Source organism: Vibrio sp., assembly GCF_048266485.1.
Lineage (GTDB): Bacteria > Pseudomonadota > Gammaproteobacteria > Enterobacterales > Vibrionaceae > Vibrio.
Genome location: NZ_JBLWZK010000016.1, coordinates 36,335 through 62,505 on the forward strand (window position 1 = coordinate 36,335; position 26,171 = coordinate 62,505).

The 26,171-nt window shown below is 41.3% G+C and carries 25 protein-coding genes, 1 pseudogene and 1 riboswitch; of the genes and pseudogenes, 21 read left to right on the forward strand and 5 right to left on the reverse strand.

What is annotated here, in order from left to right:
• Nucleotides 1–88 precede the first annotated feature (88 nt).
• Entirely contained in the window at nt 89–2,524 is a 2,436-nt protein-coding gene (gene plsB / locus ACN0T8_RS14505) for a glycerol-3-phosphate 1-O-acyltransferase PlsB (protein WP_417881338.1), read from the reverse strand.
• A gap of 258 nt (nt 2,525–2,782) precedes the next feature.
• On the opposite strand from plsB, the gene lexA reads away from it, so the two are divergent.
• The 3 genes from lexA to dinF all read left to right on the forward strand — a co-directional run bounded on the left by lexA (nt 2,783) and on the right by dinF (nt 5,833).
• On the forward strand, nt 2,783–3,406 hold the full coding sequence (gene lexA, locus ACN0T8_RS14510) for a transcriptional repressor LexA (protein WP_417881339.1): 624 nt from the start codon (nt 2,783–2,785) through the stop codon (nt 3,404–3,406).
• A 113-nt stretch (nt 3,407–3,519) separates the two neighbouring features.
• Nucleotides 3,520–4,344 carry a class I SAM-dependent methyltransferase gene (locus ACN0T8_RS14515; RefSeq protein ID WP_417881340.1) on the forward strand — a complete coding sequence of 275 codons (825 nt, stop codon included), beginning with the start codon at nt 3,520–3,522 and terminating at the stop codon, nt 4,342–4,344.
• A gap of 121 nt (nt 4,345–4,465) precedes the next feature.
• Nucleotides 4,466–5,833, forward strand: coding sequence for an MATE family efflux transporter DinF (dinF, locus tag ACN0T8_RS14520; RefSeq protein WP_417881341.1), 1,368 nt, complete (start codon nt 4,466–4,468; stop codon nt 5,831–5,833).
• Nucleotides 5,834–5,911: 78 nt separating this feature from the next.
• Here dinF and sthA read toward each other — a convergent pair whose 3' ends face one another.
• Nucleotides 5,912–7,312 (reverse strand): Si-specific NAD(P)(+) transhydrogenase, encoded by a 1,401-nt coding sequence (sthA, locus tag ACN0T8_RS14525; protein WP_417881342.1) that lies wholly within the window; start codon nt 7,310–7,312, stop codon nt 5,912–5,914.
• 261 nt (nt 7,313–7,573) lie between these two features.
• Here sthA and fabR point away from each other — a divergent pair, with 261 nt between their 5' ends.
• From fabR to ACN0T8_RS14605, 16 genes are all read left to right on the forward strand, one after another.
• Nucleotides 7,574–8,188 carry an HTH-type transcriptional repressor FabR gene (gene fabR / locus ACN0T8_RS14530; RefSeq protein ID WP_417881343.1) on the forward strand — a complete coding sequence of 205 codons (615 nt, stop codon included), beginning with the start codon at nt 7,574–7,576 and terminating at the stop codon, nt 8,186–8,188.
• Nucleotides 8,185–8,712 (forward strand): hypothetical protein, encoded by a 528-nt coding sequence (locus tag ACN0T8_RS14535; RefSeq protein ID WP_417881344.1) that lies wholly within the window; start codon nt 8,185–8,187, stop codon nt 8,710–8,712. The genes fabR and ACN0T8_RS14535 overlap by 4 nt, the downstream gene beginning before the upstream one ends.
• An 11-nt stretch (nt 8,713–8,723) precedes the next feature.
• Complete coding sequence (locus ACN0T8_RS14540) at nt 8,724–8,990, forward strand: hypothetical protein (RefSeq protein WP_417881345.1); 267 nt, start codon at nt 8,724–8,726, stop codon at nt 8,988–8,990.
• Between the two features lie 173 nt (nt 8,991–9,163).
• Nucleotides 9,164–9,682, forward strand: a complete 519-nt coding sequence (locus tag ACN0T8_RS14545; RefSeq protein ID WP_417881346.1) for an Hcp family type VI secretion system effector — start codon at nt 9,164–9,166, stop codon at nt 9,680–9,682.
• A 154-nt stretch (nt 9,683–9,836) separates the two neighbouring features.
• Entirely contained in the window at nt 9,837–11,873 is a 2,037-nt protein-coding gene (locus tag ACN0T8_RS14550) for a type VI secretion system Vgr family protein (RefSeq protein ID WP_417881347.1), read from the forward strand.
• Nucleotides 11,870–12,712 carry a DUF4123 domain-containing protein gene (locus ACN0T8_RS14555; protein ID WP_417881348.1) on the forward strand — a complete coding sequence of 281 codons (843 nt, stop codon included), beginning with the start codon at nt 11,870–11,872 and terminating at the stop codon, nt 12,710–12,712. Before ACN0T8_RS14550 ends, ACN0T8_RS14555 begins: the two co-directional genes overlap by 4 nt.
• Entirely contained in the window at nt 12,712–14,760 is a 2,049-nt protein-coding gene (locus ACN0T8_RS14560) for a lipase family protein (RefSeq protein WP_417881349.1), read from the forward strand. Before ACN0T8_RS14555 ends, ACN0T8_RS14560 begins: the two co-directional genes overlap by 1 nt.
• On the forward strand, nt 14,757–15,329 hold the full coding sequence (locus ACN0T8_RS14565) for a hypothetical protein (protein ID WP_417881350.1): 573 nt from the start codon (nt 14,757–14,759) through the stop codon (nt 15,327–15,329). The genes ACN0T8_RS14560 and ACN0T8_RS14565 overlap by 4 nt, the downstream gene beginning before the upstream one ends.
• Nucleotides 15,330–15,577: 248 nt before the next feature.
• Nucleotides 15,578–15,775, forward strand: coding sequence for a hypothetical protein (locus ACN0T8_RS14570; RefSeq protein ID WP_417881351.1), 198 nt, complete (start codon nt 15,578–15,580; stop codon nt 15,773–15,775).
• Nucleotides 15,776–15,779: 4 nt separating this feature from the next.
• Nucleotides 15,780–16,043, forward strand: a complete 264-nt coding sequence (locus tag ACN0T8_RS14575; RefSeq protein WP_417881352.1) for a DUF2787 family protein — start codon at nt 15,780–15,782, stop codon at nt 16,041–16,043.
• A 241-nt stretch (nt 16,044–16,284) separates the two neighbouring features.
• Entirely contained in the window at nt 16,285–16,632 is a 348-nt protein-coding gene (locus ACN0T8_RS14580; protein ID WP_417881353.1) for a hypothetical protein, read from the forward strand.
• A gap of 716 nt (nt 16,633–17,348) precedes the next feature.
• Entirely contained in the window at nt 17,349–17,753 is a 405-nt protein-coding gene (locus ACN0T8_RS14585) for a DUF2000 domain-containing protein (RefSeq protein WP_417881354.1), read from the forward strand.
• A 14-nt stretch (nt 17,754–17,767) separates the two neighbouring features.
• Nucleotides 17,768–18,502, forward strand: a complete 735-nt coding sequence (locus ACN0T8_RS14590) for a formylglycine-generating enzyme family protein (RefSeq protein WP_417881363.1) — start codon at nt 17,768–17,770, stop codon at nt 18,500–18,502.
• Nucleotides 18,503–18,517: 15 nt separating this feature from the next.
• Nucleotides 18,518–19,156, forward strand: coding sequence for a molybdopterin-dependent oxidoreductase (locus ACN0T8_RS14595; RefSeq protein WP_417881355.1), 639 nt, complete (start codon nt 18,518–18,520; stop codon nt 19,154–19,156).
• 12 nt (nt 19,157–19,168) lie between these two features.
• Complete coding sequence (locus tag ACN0T8_RS14600) at nt 19,169–19,777, forward strand: LysE family translocator (RefSeq protein WP_417881356.1); 609 nt, start codon at nt 19,169–19,171, stop codon at nt 19,775–19,777.
• A gap of 16 nt (nt 19,778–19,793) precedes the next feature.
• Complete coding sequence (locus tag ACN0T8_RS14605) at nt 19,794–20,594, forward strand: AraC family transcriptional regulator (protein ID WP_417881357.1); 801 nt, start codon at nt 19,794–19,796, stop codon at nt 20,592–20,594.
• A gap of 179 nt (nt 20,595–20,773) precedes the next feature.
• Here ACN0T8_RS14605 and ACN0T8_RS14610 read toward each other — a convergent pair.
• Nucleotides 20,774–20,901 (reverse strand): annotated as a pseudogene (locus ACN0T8_RS14610) (integrase); the annotation flags it as partial.
• A gap of 117 nt (nt 20,902–21,018) precedes the next feature.
• Nucleotides 21,019–22,131, reverse strand: a complete 1,113-nt coding sequence (gene trmA / locus ACN0T8_RS14615; protein ID WP_417881358.1) for a tRNA (uridine(54)-C5)-methyltransferase TrmA — start codon at nt 22,129–22,131, stop codon at nt 21,019–21,021.
• Nucleotides 22,132–22,297: 166 nt separating this feature from the next.
• Nucleotides 22,298–22,526, forward strand: a riboswitch (cobalamin riboswitch).
• Nucleotides 22,527–22,562: 36 nt separating this feature from the next.
• Here trmA and ACN0T8_RS14620 point away from each other — a divergent pair.
• Both ACN0T8_RS14620 and murI read left to right on the forward strand, forming a co-directional pair.
• A complete protein-coding gene (locus ACN0T8_RS14620) occupies nt 22,563–24,377 on the forward strand; it encodes a TonB-dependent receptor domain-containing protein (RefSeq protein ID WP_417881359.1) in 1,815 nt (604 codons plus the stop codon).
• 124 nt (nt 24,378–24,501) lie between these two features.
• Entirely contained in the window at nt 24,502–25,317 is an 816-nt protein-coding gene (gene murI, locus ACN0T8_RS14625; RefSeq protein ID WP_417881360.1) for a glutamate racemase, read from the forward strand.
• Here murI and ACN0T8_RS14630 read toward each other — a convergent pair.
• Entirely contained in the window at nt 25,280–25,738 is a 459-nt protein-coding gene (locus tag ACN0T8_RS14630; RefSeq protein ID WP_417881361.1) for an RNA recognition motif domain-containing protein, read from the reverse strand. The genes murI and ACN0T8_RS14630 overlap by 38 nt on opposite strands.
• Nucleotides 25,739–26,171 lie beyond the last annotated feature (433 nt).

A 26,171-nucleotide genomic window follows, 5' to 3' on the forward strand; every position in this document is an offset into this window, starting at 1 on the left:
TCGTTGAGTTCAATCATGAAGTGACCCCCAATAGTTGGACAACCAACGTTGGGGGTTATTTATTTCTAGTCTCAACAAGGATTATTGATTATTTGGAGTCTGCTTTGCGCATAATGCTTTCTTGTAACGTTAGCTGAACTTCTGGTGATAATAGCTCACCTAGTAAATCGACTAAGGTTTCGATTTTGTGCTGCTGTTCAGTTTGTGGCGCTAAGTAGCCTTGCTGTTTAAGCGTCTGGAATAAGGTGATAAACACTCCTTTATCGAAAAATTCAGGAGCATTAATGCCGTGCAGTCTTCCTAAACGCTGAGCAATAGTTTGGCTTTGCTTTTCAAGTAATGCTTTATCAATACCAGGCATCGCGACGAGTTGAGTTAACGCAATAGCATAGCGTTGCAAGGTTTCGAGAATAGTACGAGAGAGTAGAATTAACCCCTGTACTTGAGAAGGATTAATCGAAATCATGCCATTATCTTCTTTAATCAACTCTTGGCGTAGTAACTCATTCACTAAATCGGTGATCACTGTGTCTAGCTGATCTTGTTGATAATGTAAGAACAATTCAGCTTTCAAAAATGGGTAGATCAAGCTAATCGCTTGGTGTAATTCATCACGAGAAATGTGTTCTTTTTGAACCACTAGGTGAGCGATCAACGACGGTAAAGCGAATAGATGGATGATATTATTTCGGTAATAGGTCATTAGAACCGATTGTTGTCGATCAAGGGAAATAATATCGCCTTGTTCATCAGCTTCTACCACGAATTTATCTAGCTTCTCTGCATGCTCGACCAATTGTGAGGCGCTACTATTTGGCACTGTACTGGTTGGCGTGTAAGGTACTTGCGTTAATAGCGATAAGTAACAATTAATTTGTTGTTCAAGCTTGCGGCGAGAAAGAGCACGTTGATTTGAGGCCAGTAAAGCAGTGGCACAAAGTGTCAGAGCATTGGCTGCTGCGGCATCATTAATATGCGTCATCATTTTATTGGCAAGTTTATTTACCACCGGATTCATCCATTGTGGTTTTTGGTTGCTATCTTGTGCTTGGTTTTCTTTACACGACCAACCTGGTATTTCTTCATTGAGGTATTGGTTGAGGTTAATTGGCTCACCAAAATTCACATAGCCTTGGCCAAAGTTACGTAGCTTACGTAGCGTTTTCAGTACCATGCCTGCACTTTCTTTCTCTTTACGTTTGCCGGTTAATTCTTTGGCGTAAGTCGACACTTCCATTACATGTTCGTAACCAATGTAAACAGGTACTAAAGTCACTGGACGGTTTAAACCACGCAACATGGTTTGGATAGTCATCGCTAACATGCCAGTTTTAGCTTGCAATAAACGACCGGTACGTGAGCGACCACCTTCGCTGAAAAACTCAACCGAGTAGCCTTTGGTGAATAATTCCGCTAAATATTCACGGAAAATGGTGGAGTAGAGTTTATTGCCTTTAAAACTACGGCGAATAAAGAAAGCACCACCACGACGGAAAATTGGGCCTGCTGGGAAGAAGTTGAGGTTCACCCCAGCGGCAATGTGTGGCGGAACCATACCTTCATGATGTAATACGTAAGAAAGGAGTAGGTAGTCCATGTGGCTACGGTGACAAGGCACATAAATGATTTCATGACCATCTTGCGCCAGTTTGCGAACGGTTGCCATGTTGTTGATATTTAAGCCTTGATACAGCTTGTTCCACAACCAACCTAAGAAGCGTGCGCCAACACGAATTAAGGTATACGAAAAATCGGCAGCAATTTCTTCTAGTATGTCTTGCGCTTGTTTTTGCGCTTTTTCTAGCGAGATATTTTTATTCTTAGCTTCATCTTGAATCGCTTGTTGGATTTCAGGCGATTTTATTAAACGATTAAACAGTACTTGGCGTTGTGGCAAGCTTGGGCCTGAAGCGGCTAATTTTTGGCGTGAAAAGTGGATACGCGCCACACGCGCTAATTTATGAGCGATGGTTTCATCTACGCCATGAGTGTCGGCCATATAACGCAATGACACCACAGGGCTAAAGCGGATCATACAATCGCGACCTGATGAAACTAATAAGCGACTTTTCTGACAAGCGCTCATTGCCTGTAAATATGGCTTTTCTTTACCTTCTTGATTCGGTTTACGGCCCCATAAAATAGAAGTAGGCAGCATTTGAATATCCAGTTCAGAATCGGCTTGATGCAGCTTGAGTAATTGAGTAAATAACTCAACAGATTGCTTGGGTAGAATTTGTTTACTGTGAGTTGTCATACCCTTTGAGGTTAGAAACACAAAGCGCGAGAATTCTTGTCCATTGATTTGTAATGGTGTTAACGGGTCGGGTAGACCGAGTGCTTTAGTTTGTGTTTGTAAGCTGATCAGATCGATATCTGAATTAAAAGGAAGAGCATAGACAATGGGCTTGGTTAGATCTAACGTCAGTTCTTCAATCGGATTGGCTGGAATGGTTTTCCCTTTAACTAAAAAAGAAAGGGGTAATTTTAGAAGTGAGCGAGAAACGCGGTGTCCGTAAGACATAACAGTGTACAGCCTCAAATATAAAAAGTGGGGCTCAATCCCCATATAAAATGCGCTGCAAGAATAGCAGAAAGTTACCAATTCTATTAGCTTATTCCAGTTAAATCACACCAAATGATAAAATATCGATGTATATATAATGGTTATATGAGGTTAAGAAAGCTCCAAATCAATGCTCAAAAAGTGATTCATACCTCTGGAGTTATCGTACTTTACTGTATATACTCACAGTCAACTGTATAAAAAGACAGGTGAATTATGAAACCGTTGACGCCCCGCCAACAGCAAATCTTTGAATTGATCAAAGATAAAATTGATATGACTGGAATGCCACCAACCCGTGCAGAAATTGCGCGCGAATTAGGTTTTCGTTCGGCCAATGCCGCCGAAGAGCACTTAAAGGCATTAGCTCGAAAAAATGTAATTGAAATTATTCCTGGCGCTTCTCGTGGTATTCGCATTGTGCAAACTGAGGAAGAATTGCTAGAAGAGCAAGGACTACCTCTTGTTGGTCAAGTGGCTGCTGGTGAACCAATCTTGGCGCAAGAGCACGTAGAAAGTCATTACCATGTTGATCCAGCGATGTTCCGTCCGCAAGCTGATTTCTTGTTGCGTGTTCATGGCATGAGTATGAAAGATATCGGTATCGTTGATGGTGATTTATTGGCGGTGCATAAAACTCAAGACGTTCGTGATGGCCAAGTGGTGGTTGCACGGGTAGATGAAGATGTAACGGTAAAACGTTTAGAGCGTAAAGGGTCGAAAGTTTTTCTGCATGCTGAAAATGAAGAGTTTAGTCCAATTGAAGTGGATTTAACTCATCAAGAATTGACCATTGAAGGCTTAGCAGTCGGCATTATCCGCAATAACACTTGGATGTAATATTTCTGCATTTTGACGTGACTTGCAGTTATGAGCAAATTTCCCACAAACTTGCTTGTAAATTTAAATGATAATCATTATCATCAATTAATCTCAACCTAGGGGATTAATTGATGACTGCTTCTTCTGATCCAACTCAACCAGCTACTTGCCAAACTTATCAAGTTCCTAGTGAGTTATTGCAACCTTTGTGGTTACGTAGTCGTGAAAGCTTGATTGATGATGGTTTAGTCTATGATCCGATTGCAGCGCGCGCTTGCCAACGTTGTCATCTTTCGGCTGAATGCTTAGCGGGCGATATCGATCAAAAGCAGTTACTACATGCCACCCTTACTCAACTATGTGATATGGAAGTCTCGCGCTTTCTTACTCGCCACCCTAATGCGTGGATTATTAATGTTGGTGCCGGGCTGGATACTCGTTTTTATCGTTTAGATAATGGGCTTTGTCATTGGATTGAAGTTGATGTCGATGAAACTTTGTTATGGCGACAAAAGTTATTTCATCATAGTGAGCGTTATAAAATGATGTGCGGCTCTGTGCCGGATATGAAATGGCTCGATCAATTGGCGATTCCTGATAACGCACCGGTTTTAGTGGTGTGTGAGCAAGCGTTATTACTGCAACCTCGCAACCAAGTGGCGCATTTTGTGCAAAAACTTGGGCGACATTTTTCTCACGCTCAAGCTTGCCTAGTGTTGGCGGGTGATAAAAGTCAATCACACTGGGGCAAGAAAATGGGGTGTTCACTCTATAAACATGGCTTAAAAGATCCTGTGACTAGTGTTTTATCTTGGCTGCCATGGATTGATCGGATTAAAGCGCGCTCTCCTGTTGAATATAACTGTAAGCGTTGGCGAGCTTGGCAGAAATTGGTTTCCAAGTTGCCTTTTATCAAACATAGACTTACCCCAACCATGATTCATTTGAATTGGTAGATGAATCACGGCTACTCATTTCTTTGCACTTATACCTAAGTGACTTCAAGATGCAGAATTCAGAGCTATCATCCAGACCTTTAGACAAGGTAAACTGTCGCCTCATCTAAGTGAGGTTTTCGTGAATAAACAATCTTCGTCATTCCAACTGCTTCAACAAATTCTCTCGCAACGCTCTTTGCATAAACAGGTGTTGTTGCTCGCCATTCCTATGGTGCTTTCCAATATTACTGTGCCTCTTTTAGGTTTAGTCGATGCTGCGGTGATTGGTCATTTAGATTACGCCTGGTATCTAGGTGGCGTGGCATTAGGTAGTACTATGATCAGCGTGACGTTTTGGTTGTTAGGTTTTTTGCGTATGGCCACCACCGGACTCGCTGCTCAAGCACAAGGTGAAGAAAGCTCACAAAAGTTAGCCCATGTTTGGTTGCAAGGTATGTTGGTGGCTTGGTTATTGGCTGGCTTGTTTCTATTGTTTCATTCGCCATTGGCTGAGTTGATTTTTTCTTTAAGTAATGCCAGCACCGAAGTGAAGCATTACGGCATGCAATATTTTTCGATTCGGGTGTGGAGTGCGCCAGCAGCACTTGCCAACTTTGTTATTTTAGGTTGGTTGCTCGGAACGCAAAATGCCAAAGCGCCGATGTGGCTAGTGATCGTCATTAATCTTGCCAATATTATTTTGGATGTCTTGTTTGTCTTGGTATTTGATTGGAAAGTAGCAGGTGCAGCATGGGCTTCCGTTTTAGCAGATTATACCGGCTTAGCGTTAGGCTTGTTTTTCGTGATGCGTACTTGGATCAAACAACAGCTTCCTAATGTATTGACATTACTGCCTTCTGCCACTCATGGCATGGGTAGAATGCTGCGTTTAAATAGCGATATATTCTTACGTTCATTGTGTCTACAAGCGGTATTTAGCTTTATGACCTTCCAAGGTGCGGCACTAGGTGATGATATAGTCGCTGCCAATGCGGTATTGATGAGCTTTTTGATGATGGTGTCTTATGGCATGGATGGTTTTGCTTACGCCATGGAAGCCATGGTTGGTAAAGCTGTTGGGGCGAAAAGTCGTGGGCAACTACTCAATTCGTTAATCGGTACTTCATTTTGGGGGTTGGTGTGTAGTGTTTTCTTAACCTTGATGTTTTGGCTATTTGGCCACCAATTGGTTCGGCTGATTACCGATATTCCTAATGTGCAGGCACAAGCGGATATTTATCTACCTTGGCTGATTGTGATGCCGCTAGTGTCGATGTGGTGTTTTTTATTGGATGGCATTTTTGTCGGGGCGACCAAAGGCAAAGATATGCGTAATAGTATGCTTATCGCTATGTTGTGCTTTTTTGCGCTGTATTTCAGTTTCGCTTCTTGGGGCAACCATGCATTGTGGATGTCGATGCTAACCTTTATGGGAATGCGTGGTATTGGGCTTGCGGTGATATTTATTACCCAATGGAAGCAGCAACGATTTATTGAATCCGTTTGATGGTCAATATAGTTGATACTGAGCATTAAAAAAAAGGAGCCTTAAGTTGGCTCCTTTGTTTTGTGACTAGTGTAGCCTTCAGAATAAACGATTCAGCCCATTGAGCGCCGCTACCCGATAAGCTTCTGCCATGGTTGGGTAGTTAAACGTAGTATTGACGAAATATTCAATGGTATTGGCTGGGCCTTTTTGTTCCATAATAGCCTGTCCGATATGAATGATTTCTGCGGCACGCTCTCCAAAGCAGTGAATACCTAAGATTTGTTTGGTTTCTCGATGGAATAAGATTTTCAGGTTACCAATATCTTTACCAGCGATCTGCGCGCGCGCTAAATGTTTAAATGACGCGCGTCCTACTTCATAAGGGACTTTCGAGGCAGTGAGCTCTTGTTCTGTTTTACCAACCGAACTGATTTCTGGGATGGTGTAAATGCCGGTTGGAATATCATCAATTAAGAATCCATCAGCTTTGCCTTTCGCAATCGCTTGAGCAACAAAACGCCCTTGATCATAAGCGGCGCTGGCAAGACTAGGGTAGCCAATCACATCGCCTACCGCGTAAACATGATCCACTTCAGTTTGGTAGTGCTTGTTAACTGAAAGCTGTCCGCGTGAGTCTGGTGTTAATCCCACGAGTTCTAAATCAAGCTTGTCGGTATTACCCGTTCGTCCATTGGCATAGAGCAAACAGTCGGCTTTCATTTTCTTGCCGGATTCAAGGTGCACGATCACCCCGTCATCGGTGCCTTCTACTTTATGGTAGGTTTCATCGTTGCGGATCACGACACCACTGTTCCAAAAATGATAGGAAAGGGCATCAGATGTTTCGTTATCTAGGAAAGCCAGTAAGCGATCTCGAGTGTTAATTAAGTCAGTTTTTACCCCTAAACCACGGAAAATAGATGCATATTCACAACCAATTACTCCTGCGCCGTAAATGATGATGTGCCTAGGATCATGCTTGAGACTTAAAATCGTGTCGCTGTTGTAGATGCGTTCATGGGTAAAATCGACATTTTCAGGTTGATATGGACGTGAGCCAGTAGCAATAACAAATTTATCAGCAGTATATTCTTCAAATGTGCCATCGGATTGTGCAACCGACACATTGTTTGGGCCAGTAAACTTAGCGCTACCAAATAACAGAGTACAAGCATTGCGGTCATAAAACCCTTGGCGCAAGCGAGTTTGTTTATCAATTACACTTTTGGCGTGGTCGAGAATGTCGGAAAATGAAGCTGTTAAGCTAGTGTTGTTTTTACAGAAAAGTGGGTTGCTATTGAATTCAATAATGCGGCTTACTGCATGACGGAGGGATTTAGATGGAATGGTTCCCCAGTGGGTACAACCGCCACCAACGCTACTTTCTTTTTCAATAATTGCAACGTTAAGTCCTGCTTTTGCCAACCCCATTGCGGCACCTTCACCGCCTGGGCCACTACCAATGACAATGACATCAAAGTGTGTTGAATTCATCATGCTTTCCCTTGATATTGTGTGAAATCCTGAAATGCATACCGAAATTGATACCGGTAGATCTATATCCAAGTTACTTGAGTATAAGATAGTAACGCATTAAATTATTGGGTAAATGATTGAGATGAAAGACAGTCGCCACGATCACATAGATTGATGCTGAAAGAGAAAAATAACCTGCGGTTGAATAATTTATTGAGGGAAGATAGGCGATAGATACATTTATCGGTATATTAACTAAATGGTGATCAACGAGAAAGCATAATGGGTATTCGAGCTCAACAAAAAGAAAAAACACGTCGCTCATTAATTGATGCCGCTTTTGGGCAACTTAGCGCTGATCGCGGCTTTTCCAATTTAAGTCTACGAGAAGTGTCTCGTGAAGCGGGGATTGCACCAACTTCTTTTTATCGCCACTTTAAAGATATGAATGAACTCGGTTTAGTGATGGTGGATGAAGGTGGACTGTTATTAAGGCAATTAATGCGTCAGGCTCGTCAACGCATTGTCGCGGAAGGTAGTTTAATTCGCACTTCGGTGCAAACTTTTATGGAGTTTATTGAACAAAGTCCTAACGTGTTCCGTTTGTTATTGCGTGAACGTTCTGGGACTTCGGCTGAATTCCGTGCCGCCGTGGCACGCGAGATCCAACATTTTGGCGCAGAATTAACTGAATATTTGGTCGGTGCTGGAATGGCGCGTGAAGTGGCGGCTATTCAAGCGGAAGCCTCTGTAATGATTGTCTTTACTTCTGGTGCAGAAGCGCTTGATCTAGAAGAAGATGCTCGTGATGCTCTGGCTGAGCGTATGATTCTGCAATTAAGAATGTTAGCTAAGGGTAGCGCTTTGATGAAAGGATCAATTAAGAATAGCGGTTGAGCAATACCAATATTTACGATTCAGATATCAACCCAGTCCTAGAAAAAGCCACCAATGAGGATTTAGCGCCATTGGTCGGTTATATCGAAAAAAAGTTCTCACAAGACTTAACCTTATCGGACGTCTACAAAAAGCATCGACCAGACCACCAAAAGTATTACGACCTTATTGCAAAAGAAATTCGTGAAATGGGCGGCAACTCTTTTGCAAACCTATACCGTAGTGCTGGCCCTAACTATGGTGAACTTGTGTTTGATGTGGGTAAGAAGGTGAAAGCGAATGTGAAAAAGGGCGTTGCGGTTGAGGAGAATGAGCAAGCCATACTAGAAGTGATTTTGAAAAAAGCCGTTGAGCAAATGAGTGAAGAGGAAAAGGCAGCGCTATTTGAAGCGTTAGATTATTCAGGTAGTGCGCCTAAAGGTGCCATGGCAAGCTCTGTGCTCATTACTTTGTTCCGCGCTGGTGGCTTTAAGTCTTATCAATTGACCGTCATATTGCCAATCAAATCGCTAAGCTTATTTTAGGTCGAGGACTCATGTTTGCCACTAACACGACTGTAGTGCGAACAGCTTCTGTATTGGCTGGGCCTGTTGCTTGGGCGATAACAGGAGTATGGACGGCTATCGACTTAGCGGGGCCTGCTTACAGCGTGACCATCCCAAGTGTTATCCATATTGCGATGCTACGAAAAGGTCAAGATGCTGTGTATTGCACAAACTGCAATTGCATGTTGATGGATAGCAGAGTGAAGTTTTGTCCAGAATGTGGGAGAAGCAAGCAAAAAAGCTTATTGAGAAAGTAGGCAAAAACCTGCCAGTTATTAAGCAATATATTGCCTGCTTTTCTTTGTTGATGAAATGTAAAGTCATTGATTTTATTTGAAATTAAAGTTGGCACGCCAATTGCTGTGACATGGGTGTAAATTCGAGGCAAATGCTGCCTTCGTTTATCTATCACTCAAAAAGGAAAATAGTAATGCCAACTCCATGTTATTTATCAATCAAAGGCGCGACTCAAGGCAACATCACTGCTGGCGCATGTACTGCTGATTCTATTGGTGATTCTTACGTAGAAGGCCATGAAGATGAGATGCTGGTTCAACATGTTGAGCACACTGTCACGATTCCAACCGATCCACAATCTGGTCAGCCATCAGGGCAACGAGTTCATAAACCCTTCAAATTTACGGTTGCTTTAAACAAAGCCGTTCCGCTGATGTACAACGCATTAACGTCTGGCGAAAAGTTGGATGAAGTTGAACTGAAATGGTACCGCACATCTATCGAAGGTAAACAAGAGAACTTCTTTACCAGCAAACTTGAAGGCGCAACCATCATTGATATCAACTGTGAAATGCCACATTGCCAAGATCCTGCAATGAAAGACTTCACGCAAAACATCACGGTATCAATGTCTTACCGCAAAATCACTTGGGACCACAATAATGCAGGTACTTCAGGTGGTGATGATTGGCGTAAGCCTATCGAAGCGTAATTGCTTAGATAACCAAACATTTAGCTTGGCAGTTCTCTGCCAAGCTTTTTCTGTTTATTTTTCGCCTCAATATTTACCTGTTTGCTTTGGGTGTGACTCGATTGTTCGCGAACAAAGCAAACCGGTAAAGCGTTAAACATTAAAAGGATAGGGCATGGCTACGCTGCAATTTAGTATTCGCGTCGATGGCGTCAGTGACGAATCGTTAGTGGTGAGAAGCTATCAAGGACAAGATAACTTTTCTTCGGTTCAGCAAGCTGATGGCACTTGGTGTCATGGTTTTCTTTATCAAATTGAGCTTGCCAGCCGTCGCCCAGATTTAACCGCTTTAGACATGGTAGATAAAGGTGCTGAGATTGTCATGCATCGCGATGGCGAAATAGTGCAACGCATCAATGGTATTGTTCGCAACTTTACTCAAGGTGAAACCGGTCACCACCACACTTTCTATTCTTTAACTCTAGTGCCTGAAATTGAGCGTTTATCCTTGCGCCATAACAGCCGCATTTTCCAATCGATTTCTGCGCCCGATATCATCGCCACCTTGTTTAAAGAAATGGACATTCAAGACTTTGCCTTTGCGCTAACTCGCACGCCAAAACAACGTGAGTTTTGCATGCAATATCGTGAAACCGACCTTGAGTTCATTAATCGCCTTGCCGCCGAAGAAGGCATGGTTTACCACATTGAACAATCGAAGGGTAAACACAGCGTACTGTTCACCGATGATTCTCAAGTCATTAGCTCGTTAGATTCTCCTGTTCCTTATAACGTGATGGCAAGCGGTATCAGCTCAACGCCGTATATAAAAGAATTCAGTAAGACTACTCAGTTTGAAGTCAGTGAAGCGCACAGCAGTGACAACAGTTTTAAAAAGCCTCAGTACAGCTTTAGCCAACAAGCCGTTGCCAGCGATATAGACTACCAGCGTGATACCTATGAGCACTTTGACGCGCCGGGGCGTTTTAAAGATGACGCCATCGGTAAAGAGTTCAACCAACTACGCCTAGATAGCCTGCGTCGCCATGCCCACACCGCCAAAGGCAAAAGTAATGAGCCACAACTACAAACGGGCGCGAAGTTTGAGTTAAGCGAACATTCTGATGATAGCTTTAATAAACAATGGTTAGTCATTGCGAGTACTCACCAAGGCGACCAGCCACAAGCACTTGAAGAATCCGCAGGTGGTAAACCGACCACTTACGCTAATCAATTTGAAGCAATACCTGCGGAGAAAACGTGGCGTATGCCTCAGATGACTCGACCGAGAATTAAAGGCCCAATGACCGCTTACGTTGTCGGGCCTGAAGGCGAAGAAATCTTCTGTGATGAATATGGTCGCGTGAAACTGCATTTCCCGTGGGATAGATATTCCAACGGTGATGAACATAGTTCATGTTGGGTGCAAGTCTCACAAGGCTGGGCAGGTAGTCAGTACGGACAAATTGCCATTCCACGCATCGGCCATGAAGTCATTGTCTCATTCTTAAATGGTGACCCAGACCAACCGATTGTGACCGGTCGTGCCTTTAATGCGAAAAACCTGCCCCCTTATCCATTGCCGGATAATAAAACCAAAACCGTATGGCGAAGCCAGACCCATCAAGGGAATGGCTTTAATGAAATCAGCTTTGAAGACCAGTCGGACTCAGAAGAGATTTACCTGCACGCGCAAAAAGACTTTAGGTCTGAAACACTCAATGACCACATTACTGACGTCAACCACGACCAGCATTTAACGGTTGAGAACGACCAATTCACTCAGATTAAAAACAATCACAATCTAACGGTAGAAGGTGAAAGTCGTACCAAAATCACCAAAGATCAAACTTTTGTGATTGATGGCAGTATGCATGTGAAATCCGGCTCTGTGATCGTTAATGAAGCCACTAATGAAGTACACATTAAAGCAGGCAATAAAGTCGTCATGGAAGCGTCCGCAGAAATTACCGTCAAAGCGGGTGGCAGTTTTGTCAAAGTGGATGCAGCAGGTGTGCATTTAGTTGGCGCGGGCGTGAATATCAACTCTGGTGGCAGCGCAGGGAGTGGCAGTGGCTTTAGCAGTTCAATGCCGACACTACCAAATGGTGTCGAGCCAGTAGTCGCACCTGAGCCGGCTGTACTTCCTGTGCATCAATCCTCAGTAGAATCGGCGGTGGTTAAACCTTGTGAGCAAGGGAAAACATCATGATGGCGGTTGATCTTTCTCAATGGTTACAAGAGCAAGCCGAATTAAACAAAACCGTTTATGCGATTGTTGATCCACAATCTGCGCATCAACCTCATGTGGCTTTTTGCCAGTGTGACGGGCAAGAAGGTGCGCCTTTATTGACGCCAAGAGAGTTAAGTAATCCGCCTGATGGTCCATGGTTACTACCCGTTAATACTGCTTTTATGCAATGGTGGCAGCAAGATGAGCATGCCAACAGTGGTATTTTGATAGCCAGCGGTTCAACACTTGATGAAACTAGAATGCATTTTTCCAGTCTTTTTCAAGCCATTATGTTCGGTGAAATGGTGTTTTTTCCGTTTTATAAACCAGCTTATCTGGGAGATATGTTACCTCGCTTAGCACCAGAAGATCTGACATTACTTTTATCTGATTATTCAGCTTTGCTGCATCACAACAATGAGTGGCAGCATTGGCAATCAACCACGCCACCCACTATTTATCAGTCACAAGCCGCGCCTTGGTGGATAATAAAAGAACATCACTTAGACCCAACCCCAAACCTAGCATTGCTCACCACTAATGTAGAAAGCTGGTTGTGGCAACATCAACCAGAATTGATGCAAAAGCGAATAGAGCACAATCAACCTAATTTCAAATTGGCTTTTCAGGGGCATTTTGCGTCATTAGAAGAATCGGCAACCGTTCAAACCAAAACCTTATCCGCCAGTATTTTAACCCTTTATGGACAAGAAACGCTGATGCAAAGATTTACTCAAGAATCCATTCAAGCACTGAAAGACGATGAATTGCTGTTTGGCCTAAAACACATCTTCAACCAATTACAAGGAGAAGCATAATGGCGATGGAAATGTACAACTATTGCGTGTTATGTAACCCAGAGAAGAATTGGTTAGAAGTCGAGTTTCGTAGTGAGAACGATGAACCAATAAAAAACCTAAAAGTTACCATCACTAACCCCAGCACACTACAAACTCATCAAATGATAGCTCACCAGGGCCATTGTATTTTTGGTGATATTGCTGCCGGAGAATGGGTAGTCAGTGTTGAGACTGAGAATTTACTCTCCACTGTTGAGCAATACGCCAGCCGTAAAAAGGAAGAATCTTCACCAGTAAAATCAAGAGCGAAAAGTGAGCTAGGTGCAGCCCATAAAAACCCGACAAAATACTACAATGTGAGCGTTGGTGATTTATGGGTAACGCCGCCAGAAGATATGTTCCTTATCGACAATCACGGCGCATTAATGAGTAATGTTCGCCCTGAACTCAATGGCTTTAGAGCTTATCACAATGCCACCTTTGTACTCGAAATCAAAGCGCTGCGCAGTTATATGCCAATGATTGTCGATACGGATGAGTTTAGCTTGGTGAATAGTTATAACTTTGCGCTGTTAGCCCAACAAGCGTATGCCAGTAACGAGTTTGGAATACCAAGAGATAAAAAACTTCCAGATGGTGGGCACAAAAATGTGTTACAAGCATTAAAAGCCAGACAACAACCGCAATACACCGCCGACAAACCAGAAACATGGCTGGTTGAAGATATTCCTTATTCTCAAGCCTTAAGTGGTGAATATTTTCATGACGATAATATTGGTGCTGAAGGGTATATTTTTAGTAATGATGAGATTGCAATTATTGGGGTGAGAGGCACCGAAACGCATTTTTCTAATGAGGAACTATTTAAAACCAGCGAAACACATCTTGCTGAGCAAGCGGATGCTGGTTCGCCTTACCCTGTGATGGAAGTACTCCAGGTAGCCGATGGTGTGATTGCTGCTTTTAACTCACCGGGTTATCAAGATGTAGTCTCTGATATTAATGCCTCACAAATTGCCCCGCCTGAATTTGGCGGTAGCTATATACATCAAGGATTTTATCGGTATGCGATGGCACTTTGGAAACCAATCAAAGATGCCATTACTAAAAAACATTCTCAAAAATATTTTTTTGTTTGTGGGCATAGCTTAGGAGGTGCTGGGGCATTATTACTAAGTGCTTTAATACAAAATACATACCAGCCAGCCACATTACGCTTATTTACTTATGGCATGCCACGTACTGGAACTTACAGTTTTGTCTCTCGCTATAAACAAATAGTTCATCACCGGCATGTTAATAATCACGATTTGGTGCCACAAGTACCGATGCGTTGGATGAACACCAATCCGGATGATAAATATGCTTCTCATCCTTGGTGGGCATTCATCAATCCGATACTGGATCTCGTTGTTGATAATGATAGCGATAATTATCAACATCACGGTAATTTAACTCAACTGCTCACCTACAGTGAAAATAAACATCATCCCGAGCCTGTAGAACAAGTATTACTGACACCTCGGCAAACCCATATCAATAGCTTGACTTTACTTAGTAATAAAATAGATGACTCTTATCGATTGGCGGATTCATTAAGTCAAGATTACATCGATATTAATGGTTATATTGGTACGGTGGTAGATTCTGGAATGGATCACAAAATGTCGGAATACATCCCTAATATTAAAGCTCAATTGAGATTCTTGCTTAATGACAACTTAGATAAAAGTTATCAAGCTGCTGCGCGAGTTGTGGAAAATACCACCCGTTTACTGGTGAAATCCTATAAAGAATTGAAAATCGGCCAAACCGATGCTTTTGGTATGCAATATGTTTACCGCAAAGATCCTGCCGCACAAGCACAAGATGAATATAAACGCACGCAAGCTTTGTTTAAAATTAAGCTAGAACTAGAAGCTAATGAAAAACTGGCTTTAAACAACCAACGAATAATGAAAGAGCTACAAACTCTAGCCAAAGACGCCTCGTTATTACCCATGGATAACTTATTATTTGGTGACCGTGTGTCAGATAAAAGCTCAATTAAGGAGCAATTACAATGAATGATATAATGAGAAAATTAATCATTGTGATTATTTTTGCTGTTGGTATTAGTATGTACTACTACTCCTATACCAAGACTAAAAACCAAATATGGGGGGAATCTCAAGGTCAGCCCTATATGGTAATTGCGGGACAAAAACCAACAGATGCAACGGTTAGTGCTCGAGTTAATTACTTTGGTCGTGGTGAAGCTTGCTCTGGCTGGGCTTGGAGTGCTTCTAGTGGCAAAACCAGTAAAAATATTTATAACGAAAGCTTCAAAATTGAACACAACTTTTCAAATGATCCGACTCGTTATGAGCTTAGGGTTCCTTATCAAACTAGGCAGCCAGAAAAAGGTTGTTTCACTGATTTGTCAGATATGGAAGTGATTGCTAAAAATGATGTTGATACAGTAGGATTTGCTACTTTAAGAATCCATCAAGCAGGTAATGATTACTATAACAAAGCAATTTCATTAGATTCAAAAATTGAAGCAAGAAATTGCGAACGATATTACTCTAAGCATTTAAATATTTGGACTGATGGTTTTGGTTGTTATTATTTTGTAGGCCAGAAAAAAATCTAAAGATCAAGAGTTTAATGCTGAGACTGTCTACTTCGATTTTTCTCAGTTCAACGATGACACTGTCATTCACTACGATATTTTAGCGGGTAAGGATTATCGTAGTGAACCGTTAGAACCGAAGACGGGTGAATGACAATTTCCGTTGATACTATCATTCCCATATTAAAAACTTACATCCCTATATCCTCAACATGAATACGCCCATCAGTTATTGCTGGTGGGTTTTCTTTTTTGAGGATAATACATCAATGCAAACCTTATCTAATCTTGATATCCAACCAACCATATTGCCTGTTTCTAAAGTGCTAAAATCCCACCTAAATGAGCGGTTGTCTCAATACCTGCAAGCATCAAACCCCGCCATTTTATCCCCCCAAACCCAATCCATTACTTTTAATTTTAAAGACACCAGTTATACCGCTGAAGAAGGGGGGGCATCCTGTTGAAATTATGCTTAAGCGTACCGATTCAAATCAGCCCTGGACGCTGGCTTATATTACGGACTTTGCGTATTTAGGTCGTGTCTATCCTGAACTAGAGCGTTGTTTGGATTTTGATTTTCAATCCGGTAGCTGCTTTTTATTTCCGGCCTGTTACTGGCAATCGTTAAAAAATAATAAGCATGCTTCAGAGCTGTATGCTTTATGGGAGACAGCATTTTTACAATACTTAGAGATGGACTCTTATAACCAGATATCAGTGCGACTTCTTTAGTGGTGAAGATTTTAATATTTATTTCAAATGGGCCGTTGATATTGTTGTTAATGATTTCATTCGGCCCTATTAAGTGAGGGTTCATGAGTCGAGAAAAACACATTGAATACGCGCTAACAGTGTACCGCTTATTGTCTGATAGGCATTGGACTGACTGCGCTGGTGGATATTCATCAATCGTTATTAGCGTTAGGGGACTGGCTCAGCATGCCCTTTGAGCCGTAACTAGAGGCGATATTAAGTGCGCTCTATCGAGAGCATCAAATCTTACTGGTGTATGCCTCCTCCTTTACCGAACGCTGCTGAGGTAGCCCCTGAAGCGCTTAAGAATGTGAATAGTCATCACACGATGAAGACAGATGATGTTAAAGCCGAGATGATTATCCCGGTGAGTCATTGGCGAGTTTGGTTATTAGCTTTATCACCATTGATTGGGTGTGTCATTGTCTCATTTGTGGCAGCGGTCTTAAATGATGGTCATGAAGCTAAAATGCTTCGAGATATTGCCAATAATTATTTTGTCTATTTTCCAATATGGATAGCGACGGTGCTGCTGGCTTGGTTCTTAGATATTCGGTATCAAAATTGAGGAAATAAACAACAATTTTGTACAATACTGACGTTAGTGAAGATTTTATTGTGTAGGGCAATTACGTAAAAGGACTACATGATGATACCAAACAACGACAACTTTTGGCTTAGGCAAGCACCGCACATAACCTCCATAGCAACACTGGGACCAGAAGGATCCAGCAGCCAGTGTGCAGCAAAATATCTATCCAGTCTTATTGGAGAGCAATTAAATATATTATTATTCAGTACCTTTGAGCAAGCGTCAAAGCATGTAGAGTCAAATGATACTTGTTTACTCCTTGTCGCAAATGCATATCAAAGGGTTGATAATTTCTACATGAATAATCAAACGCTTCTTTTAGGTTCATTTTTTTTTTGCTCCTCCTACCTATTACTTAGCATGTAAAGATATCTCTGAACTCACATTTAAAATATTGAGTAAGAAGACAATATCTATAGCGTCTCACCATGCACCTCTATCTAGATTAGAAGACCTCATACAATCGTCTGAAAAAAGAGTTTCTGGTATACGGAAATCTCAAATTGATGTGCAACTCATTGACTCTACAAGCGTTGGTGCCCAAAAAACCGCCTTAGGGAAAGTAGATTGCTGTCTCGCAAATATCGATGCAATAAATCTTCACAATCTCACGGTCATTTCTCAGCCCCTACATATTGAAATGACATGGGCTGCATTTTCTAAAAACACAACCACTCAAAAGGAATTTGATAATGGAAAGCAACAAGTGCGTATTAGTCATTGATAAGGAACTCCCATTAGGAGTTATAGCCAACACTGCTGCGGTACTCACCCTTAGTTTAGGTAAAGTTCATCCTGAACTGGTTGGTGAGAGTATTACAAACCGAGATGGGGGAAAACATCTTGGTATAACTCGAATACCTATTCCCATTCTGGCCAGCAGTAGTGACGAGATCAAAATTATTCGAGATAAGCTCCAACCTGTAACAACGCTCGTGGATTTTTCGAGTGTAGCTAAAGGGACAAAAAATTATGAGGAGTATTCAAGTGCTATTGCTGGGACTGAAGCGAAAGATATTGAGTACCTTGGTATTGCAGTCTATGGAGATAAAAAAGTTATTGCGAGATACACCGGAAATATGAGGTTAATGCGATGAATAAATTAATAGAAATGGTACTCGTGTCTGGTTCTCCATATCAACGTGGCTCATATTTAAGCCCTGATGAACAACCCGTATCCCTAGTTGCATTAAGTGATTTTTTTATTGATGTCCATCCAGTCACAAATGAAGAATTTTCGGTATTTGTCAATCAGAAAGGCTACGAAATAGCAGAGTATTGGTCTGAAGAGGGATTTAAATTCATTCAAGACAATGAAATAACAGAGCCGTTGTATTGGCGAAATCCAAAGTGGAATGGTGCGAAACAGCCAGTGACTGGGATAAGTTGGTATGAATCCGAGGCATACGCAAATTTCGTTGGAAAAGAGCTCCCAACAGAAGCTCAATGGGAGTTTGCAGCAAAAGGTAACGATAATAGATTATATCCGTGGGGCGATTCCCTGCCATCTACTTCAATCGCTAATTATGCTCCTGACTGTGAGCCATTAGAATTTGATAGATGTTCTACTGAGTGGGATGCCCACCCTCAAAATCGTTCTCCCTTTGGGTGTATGGACATGGGGGGTAATTTAGCTGAGTGGTGTCAAGATAACTACCAGCCTGATTATTCATGGGATAAGACTCATTCAGATCCTGTTTATATTAGTGAGCGACAGGCTGATCACATTGTTCGTGGAGGCTCAGGTCTTCATGATGAGGATTACATGCGTTGTACATGTAGAGATAATTACCCACCAACAGTACGAGACAACATTGTCGGATTGCGCTGCGTTAAAAATTTATAAGGAGATACTCGAAACATGCAAACACCACATATTGAAAAGAAACCTTCTTCTCTTCGTTACTATCAAGAAGGACCGCCAGAATCATTTGACGCTATAGATATGTCTACTTGGACCTTGAAGGTATTTTTACCTTACGAGTCGTCACCAATTCAAATCACATTTGAAGAGCTCAAAAATATATCCACCATTACGGAAAATAGAAGAGTCGTTTGTGTATGCAATTGGAGTATAAGAAGAAATTGGACGGGTATATTACTGGAAGACCTATTCGATTATTTGGGAATAAATCCATCAAGGTATCGTTGCTACAATTTAAAACAGCTTAGTTTGGGTACAGCGAAAGGAGTTTATGACTCAACCATCGAACTTAGCAACGCTTTTGAAAACCGAGCAATGATAATTTGGGCTATTGATGGTGCGGCTTTGTCGTTGGAGGAGGGGTATCCAATCAGATTTGTTGATTTCTCATTATATCGCTATAAGGGAGTTAAGTGTCTATCTGAGTTATATATAACTGACGAGTTTGAACAGGGGTATTGGGAAGGGAAGGCTGGCTATTGTAAGATGGGTAAGATCAAGCCTAAAAGATATCGAATCGTTGATTTACAAGAGCATCGGTTCATCGATGGTACTGGTGAGGTAACGGAGTTTTAAGGAACGATAATGATGTCACTATTAATAGCGATGGCAGTTTTTGCCTTGGTCACTTCGATCTCACCGGGCCCAGTAAATATTTTAGCCACTGTAACAGGTGCTAATCACGGATATACCCGTACCATGCCTCATATCACTGGTGCTACTTTCGGGTTTGTGTCAATTTTGTTTCTGTTGGGATTAGGGTTGTCGCAATTCATGACCGAGACTCCTTATTTAGCTAAGGGGATGACGTATGTAGGAGGTGGTTTTCTATTATACCTCGCCTATAAAGTAGCCACCCAAGAACTGGCAACCAAAAGTGAAGGTTCAGAAGAAAGCAGTGCTGCACCATCATTCTTACAGGGAATGATGTGTCAGTGGTTGAACCCTAAAGCGTGGGTTGTTTCTCTTGCTGGTATTTCAGTTTTTTATACGGGACACAACGTAGGGCAGGAAATATTACTATTATTCTGTGGAATATTTTTTGTCGTTTGCTACATTTCAATTTCAGCGTGGGCACTACTTGGGGTTACCATTAGCTCTATTATAGACACTCCTAAGCAATTCAGGACGTTTAACATTACTATGGGACTACTACTAGCGTTAACAGTTATATATACTTTCTTTATATCTAGTTAAAACAGTATTAGTTGATATGGCTAAACAACAATTTTACCGGTCCAATATAATTCCAATAGAACTGCGTTGTTCCACTAATTCAAACGCATGTTACGGTAAACATACTCACGAAGAGTTTTCTGTTGGATCGGTAGATTCAGGCCAAAGTGATTATTTTAATAACAATATAAACAGAAAAATTGAAATGGGCTCTCTTGTCATAGTGAACCCATTGGACGCTCATTCATGTAACCCTATTCCGGATACGAATTGGAGCTATAAAATGCTGTATGTGTGTCCGGAGTGGTTGGCTAACATACAATCCATGATTGTAGATAATCCGTCAAAAAAGTTCATACCATTCTCAACTATTAGTACTGATTCTTCAGAGCTCTACTGGCAGTTTCAATCATTAGCAGACTCAATCATAAACAATGTCGATCATATGAAAGTGGAAGAAGAAAGTATCGCATTTTTCGCTAATTTATTTCACAATGCCAACGCCCTAGATATCGACGATCTGAGTCTAAAAAAAGCAAATATTACTAAGGCTTATTGTTTTATTCGAGACAATTTCAAAAACAATATCTCAATTAAAGAGATTGCTCAATATTCTGGATTAAGTGAATATCACTTAATTCACTCTTTTCGAAAGTCTTATGGAATAACGCCTCATGCCATGCAAATTGCCATGCGGATAAATGAAGCGAAAGTATTGCTAAAAAAAGGACATAATATTGTATCAGTTGCCACTGAATTAGGGTTCAATGATCAAAGTCACTTTCATCGCAATTTCAAAAAGCTAGTAGCTGCCACTCCAGCTCAATACAAAGATTGAGCCTAATGGTCAGTTATAGTGGCGAGTTAAACCTGATCATAGCTTTGGATTTGTCACCATATTTCCTTATCTTAACGTTCGTTATATTGTTTGTTATTGTAACTTGGAAATGTCCCATGAGAACTTGGAAGATATAAATCATATGGGCTGTCTTCGGGCAGCTTCTTTTTTATCTATATTTACATTGCTTTTAATTGTTTCATTCCGGTCACAGATAAGCTCCCTCTAGATGCTTGTTCAATGTACTCCAGCAGCACATCATTGGCATGCGCCGTTCTAGATAGTTTGTACGGTTGTAAGAGGCTCGTATCTGTTTATTAATGCAGGCTTTTGTTGTCAGCTATCATTTTTTGCATAGCATTTTCATGTTGCCGTACCCGGAGCCGTACCCAGAATGGATTATGGTATAGGGTTATTGTGGTAACTATTTGTTTTTACTTTCTAAAAACACACCTACTTCCATATGGTGAGTGAATGGAAACTGATCAAACAGAGCAAAGCGAGTAATGTTATGAGTTTGCGCTAGAATCTCTAAGTTGTCTTTTAAGGTTTCTGGGTTACAAGAGATATACATAATGCGCTCATAACCTTGCACCATTTTACAAGTCCCTTCATCCATACCTGAACGTGGTGGATCAACAAAAATGGTATTGCAGTTATAACTGGATAAATCGATATTATTGTCTTTTAAGCGGCGGAATTCTCGCTTGCCTTCCATTGCATCGGTAAAGTCTTCTGCTGACATACGAATGATTTGCACATTATTGATATTATTGGCTTTGATATTGTACTGAGCAGAATCGACCGATGGCTTAGCCAGTTCTGTTGCCAGCACTCGTTCAAAGTTCTGTGCTAAAGCCAGTGAGAAGTTGCCGTTACCGCAATAAAGCTCTAGTAAATCTCCTTGGCTGTCTTGAGTGCAGTCGACTGCCCATTCCAACATTTTTTGCGCCACAATGCCGTTTGGCTGGGTAAAGCTATTTTCAACTTGCTGATAAATGTAAGGCTTGCCATTTACGTGCAGCTTTTCTACTACGTAGTCACGATCCATGACAATTTTCATTTTGCGGGCGCGACCGATGAGATCTAAGTTGAAGCCTTCTTCATTGAGTCTTTGTTTTAGTGCGCGCGCTTCTTGTTTCCATTCGTTATTCAGTTGGCGATGGTAGAGTAGCGATACTAAAATCTCACCACTTAAGGTCGACAGAAAGTCCACTTGGAATAATTTGGTTCTTAATATCGCATTATCTTTCATGGCATCCATGAGTAGCGGCATTAAGTCATTAATCAATCGACTTGCGGTTGGGAAGTGATCAACACGATATTTTTGGCGAGTCGCTTGGTCGAACATGATGTAGTACATGTCTTCGCCTTCGTGCCATACGCGAAATTCCGCCCGCATACGATAATATTGTTCAGGGGATTCAAATACTTCAATTTCTGGCGTAGTAAATTCACCAAACATGTCGCCTAGGCGCAGCAACTTTTGGTCGAGTTGTTGAGCGTAGCTGGTGGTGTCGCTAGTGTGAGTTGCCATAAGAAGCCTTTTATTTGAAACCGTGAACAAGGAGCGCAGATTTTATCCATCGAGAACCAGATGTCCAGTTTTGTATTGAGCTGATTTCGATATATTGATTTTTTGAATGAAGTTAAGAAAAACATCATCTACTGTTAACTATCAGTAGACATCAAGATCTTAGCACTTTAGGATGCAATCAACTGGTGCTTATCCTATTCATGTATGAATAATGATGGCTGAAAAGGGAATTTGGTGTAAATCCAGAACTGACGCGCAGCGGTAAGAAGAACGAAACTTTTAGGTGTATAGCCAGACACTACCTTAATGAGGTGGGAAGTTGAAAGGAGTAGGTGATAGTATCGAATACTGTCGAGCTTTAAGTCCGAATACCTGCCAGTGATTCAGAGCAATTGCTCATTATGTTTCTCGCGTTTTAGGACTTATTAACAATGAAAAAAACGGTTTTAGTAACCGCGATCAGTAGTCTTGCTGGTGGCGTTTTCCTTTCTTTATCTCCTTTTGCTGTAGCGCAAGAGTCAGTATCCTCTACCGATGTGATGTTGGTGACCGCGACTAAGCGTACTGAGCCAGTGACCAATCTTGTTACCCCTATTATCGAAATTTCTAAGCAAGATATTACTGACTCTCAAGCCAATACGTTAAATGATGTATTGCGCCAATTACCTGGTGTGCAATTAAGTGCCAATGGTGGTCCTAATCAACCAACTCGCTTGTACGTTCGCGGTAGTAGTGATGTGTTGGTGTTGTTTAATGGTGTTCGCTTAGGCAGTGCTACGTTAGGGTATTCAGATATCAGCCAAGTACCGTTAGCCGGTGTTGAAAAGATAGAGTACTTACGTGGCTCACGTGCTGCCGTTTATGGTGCCGATTCTAGTGCTGGGGTAATAAACATTATTACTCATGGCAATAATCAAGAGACAACTGGTAGTGTTAAAGCGACAGGTGGCTCTAATGGTTATCAAAGTTATACAGGATCGGTCGCGATGGTACCGAGTGATAAAGCTTGGTTGAATGTGACGACTCAATATCAACATTCTGATGGCTATAACGTGGCTGAGTTTGGTGATGATGACCGAGATGGGTATGAGAATAGTAACTTTGTGGCAGATTGGGGTGTGCAGTTAGATGATAGCTGGATTATCCGCATGAATGGTTATTATCATCAAGGGCAAACCGAATACGACTATATACCTAGTTATAATGGTATGTATGATCAGGATAAAAATAAAACTCAAAATTATAATGTGAATGGGCAATTTATTTATACCACGGATCGTTTTGTTTCCAATTTGACTTACGGTAATAGTCAAGATAGTTCTAAGGCATACAATAACTCCCCTTCTTTAAAAACCATCACTAAGCGAAATCAGGTTACTTGGCGTAATAACTTTCAGGTCACCAAAGTTGACTCAATTGGATTTGGCGCTGAATACTTAAATGATGATGTCAGTGATTCAGATACAGTGTATGAAGAGCAAGAACGTGACAATAAAGCGGCTTATCTTACCTTGGGTCACAATGGTGAGGTTATCCAATTAGAAGGCAGTGTTCGCTTTGATGATAATGAACAATTTGGTGATAAAACCACTTGGCAACTTGGTGCTGGCTGGCAATTTGTTGAATCATTGCGATTAACGGCTAATGTCGGTACTGGCTTTAAAGCGCCAACTTTTAATCAACTTTATTATCCGGGGTATTCTAATCCAGATTTGCAGCCAGAAGAGTCGACTAATTATGAGGTGGCAATCGAAGGTGAGCATAGCTTCTTAAGCTGGCGTTTAGCTGGTTTCTATAATGATATCGATAATCGAATCAGCTGCCAGTCTGCTTTCTCTACCTGTGAAAATGACAGCTTAATTATTCAAGGTGTTGAATGGGTAGGGAGCTTTGACACTGGCCCTCTATACCACCAAGTTTCATTGGAATATTTAGATCCGGAAGATAAAGCGACCGGTGATGATGCGATTCGTATTGCTCGCCAAAACTATAAATGGCAAGTCGGTTATCAAGCGGAAACTTGGCAAGCAAACCTAAGCTATGTATACCAAGGCAAACGTTATGATAGTGGTGATGTTCGATTAGATGGTTATAGCTTAGTGAACTTAGGTGCAAGTTATAACCTGACTCAGCAATGGATAGTTTCGGCCAAAGTTGAAAACCTATTCGATGTCGATTACGAAACTGCTGCTAACTATATTGAACCGGAAAGAACCTACTATGGTTCGATAGCTTACCAATTCTAATATTACGCAATCTAAGTGCCCTCTATATCTTCGAGGGCATTTTTATCTTCCCCTGTGTTTTATTTCCATCCATTTAGTTAGCAGAGTATCATGCAACCAGTACCGTTTATCATGAGTAAGTGTTGTGGGTCATTCAGCTAATTTCATTCCAAAAGTATTAATCTTCGATTCCGGTGTCGGTGGGCTTTCAGTCTATCAGCAGATCCAAGCACGATACCCTCAGCTAGATTATCTGTATCTCTTTGATAACGAGGCTTACCCATACGGAGAGCTTCCAGAGCAAGTTCTCATTGAGCGAGTGGTTAAGTTGGTTGCCAATATCATTACTAAGCAAAGTATTGATATCGTGGTGATCGCCTGCAATACCGCCAGTACAATTGTCTTACCTCACTTGAGACAAGCATTGAATATTCCGGTTGTTGGCGTGGTTCCTGCGATTAAACCTGCAGCGGCAATATCAAAACAGGCGATTGGCTTGATCGCGACACCTGCAACGATAAAGCGTCCTTATACGCATGACCTCATCTCGCAATTTTCATCTGATATTGAGGTGAAACTATTAGGTTCGACGCGTTTAGTGATGATGGCAGAAGAAAAGCTCAGAGGGAAAACGGTTGATTTAGATGAATTGAAAGAAACATTACGGCCATTAATCAATAAGATAGATGTAGCAGTACTTGGTTGTACTCACTTTCCGTTATTGAAATCTGAAATTCATCAAATATTTGGCTCGAAAGTCACAATGATTGATTCAGGTGAAGCCATTGCGATGAGAGTTGGGGCGGTATTACAGGTCGAACCACAAAAGAATAACCAATCGAAGAAAAATCATTACTCCATATACAGCAGTGCCGCACCATGGGATGGCGCGGCACTGAATAAAGGGCTAGAACACTTTGGTTTTAGTCCTGTTGAGATTCTCCAGTTTCAGGATGCTTAGGATCATTAGCAACACGCACTTTTAAAGTACGTTGCATATAATCTTTTTCGTTCAGTGAAGAAATCACGCTATCCGTATCTGATTCTGCTACTACAACAAAACCAAAACCACGACGTTTACCGGTTCTCTTATCTTTCATTAAGCGAACAGCAAAAACTTCACCGTATTCAGAGAAAAGCTGACGAACGTTAGACTCATTGGCTTTATAAGGAAGGTTACCTACATAAAGCGTTTGAGTTGAAGCTTTGTCAGATGAGCTTTGAGATTGTGTTGACGAAGAAGAGTTAGACGTAATAAAGAAGGTAGCGACAACACCAATTAAAAAGCTTCCCCACGCTGGGATTATATTAGTTAGGAAAAAGATAATGGTGCCAAGTACTGCAAGAGCGATGACCAATATGGTCGATTTTTTTGAGTTCATATCTGCATACTACTAGTTGAATAAAAGGAAATAAGAATACGTCTATATAAAGTAGACATATAGATCTTACGTTTAATAGCTAACATTTACCAACTTATTGCTGTGATACTGCTCAAAATGTTTAAACTATAATCACTAAACCTTAGTTTGATTTAAAAATAGGCAATCAAAAATTAAATTTAAAAAAGCGCTTGCTAACCTAAAATAACTCCCTATAATGCGCCATCACTAACACGGAGTAAGCAGTAATGCAGGCCTTGTTGGTACAGCGTCCAAGCCTTTTAACGGCAAGTAAAAATAAATCTAAAAAATGTTTGACACTATGATTTATTGAGCTAAAATGGCCGCCCTGTTCGACGAGACGCACTAAGCGATTTCAATAAGAACAACGCTCTTTAACAATTTAAACCTATCAATCTGTGTGGGCACTCGT

Bases quoted from the DNA above. Each gene is read 5' to 3' on its own strand.
- plsB (WP_417881338.1), bottom strand. From the start codon at position 2,524: ATGTCTTACGGACACCGCGTTTCTCGCTCACTTCTAAAATTACCCCTT.
- lexA (WP_417881339.1), top strand. From the start codon at position 2,783: ATGAAACCGTTGACGCCCCGCCAACAGCAAATCTTTGAATTGATCAAA.
- ACN0T8_RS14515 (WP_417881340.1), top strand. From the start codon at position 3,520: ATGACTGCTTCTTCTGATCCAACTCAACCAGCTACTTGCCAAACTTAT.
- sthA (WP_417881342.1), bottom strand. From the start codon at position 7,312: ATGATGAATTCAACACACTTTGATGTCATTGTCATTGGTAGTGGCCCA.
- fabR (WP_417881343.1), top strand. From the start codon at position 7,574: ATGGGTATTCGAGCTCAACAAAAAGAAAAAACACGTCGCTCATTAATT.
- ACN0T8_RS14540 (WP_417881345.1), top strand. From the start codon at position 8,724: ATGTTTGCCACTAACACGACTGTAGTGCGAACAGCTTCTGTATTGGCT.
- ACN0T8_RS14545 (WP_417881346.1), top strand. From the start codon at position 9,164: ATGCCAACTCCATGTTATTTATCAATCAAAGGCGCGACTCAAGGCAAC.
- ACN0T8_RS14550 (WP_417881347.1), top strand. From the start codon at position 9,837: ATGGCTACGCTGCAATTTAGTATTCGCGTCGATGGCGTCAGTGACGAA.
- ACN0T8_RS14555 (WP_417881348.1), top strand. From the start codon at position 11,870: ATGATGGCGGTTGATCTTTCTCAATGGTTACAAGAGCAAGCCGAATTA.
- ACN0T8_RS14560 (WP_417881349.1), top strand. From the start codon at position 12,712: ATGGCGATGGAAATGTACAACTATTGCGTGTTATGTAACCCAGAGAAG.
- ACN0T8_RS14565 (WP_417881350.1), top strand. From the start codon at position 14,757: ATGAATGATATAATGAGAAAATTAATCATTGTGATTATTTTTGCTGTT.
- ACN0T8_RS14570 (WP_417881351.1), top strand. From the start codon at position 15,578: ATGCAAACCTTATCTAATCTTGATATCCAACCAACCATATTGCCTGTT.
- ACN0T8_RS14575 (WP_417881352.1), top strand. From the start codon at position 15,780: ATGCTTAAGCGTACCGATTCAAATCAGCCCTGGACGCTGGCTTATATT.
- ACN0T8_RS14585 (WP_417881354.1), top strand. From the start codon at position 17,349: ATGGAAAGCAACAAGTGCGTATTAGTCATTGATAAGGAACTCCCATTA.
- ACN0T8_RS14590 (WP_417881363.1), top strand. From the start codon at position 17,768: ATGGTACTCGTGTCTGGTTCTCCATATCAACGTGGCTCATATTTAAGC.
- ACN0T8_RS14595 (WP_417881355.1), top strand. From the start codon at position 18,518: ATGCAAACACCACATATTGAAAAGAAACCTTCTTCTCTTCGTTACTAT.
- ACN0T8_RS14600 (WP_417881356.1), top strand. From the start codon at position 19,169: ATGTCACTATTAATAGCGATGGCAGTTTTTGCCTTGGTCACTTCGATC.
- ACN0T8_RS14605 (WP_417881357.1), top strand. From the start codon at position 19,794: ATGGCTAAACAACAATTTTACCGGTCCAATATAATTCCAATAGAACTG.
- trmA (WP_417881358.1), bottom strand. From the start codon at position 22,131: ATGGCAACTCACACTAGCGACACCACCAGCTACGCTCAACAACTCGAC.
- ACN0T8_RS14620 (WP_417881359.1), top strand. From the start codon at position 22,563: ATGAAAAAAACGGTTTTAGTAACCGCGATCAGTAGTCTTGCTGGTGGC.
- ACN0T8_RS14630 (WP_417881361.1), bottom strand. From the start codon at position 25,738: ATGAACTCAAAAAAATCGACCATATTGGTCATCGCTCTTGCAGTACTT.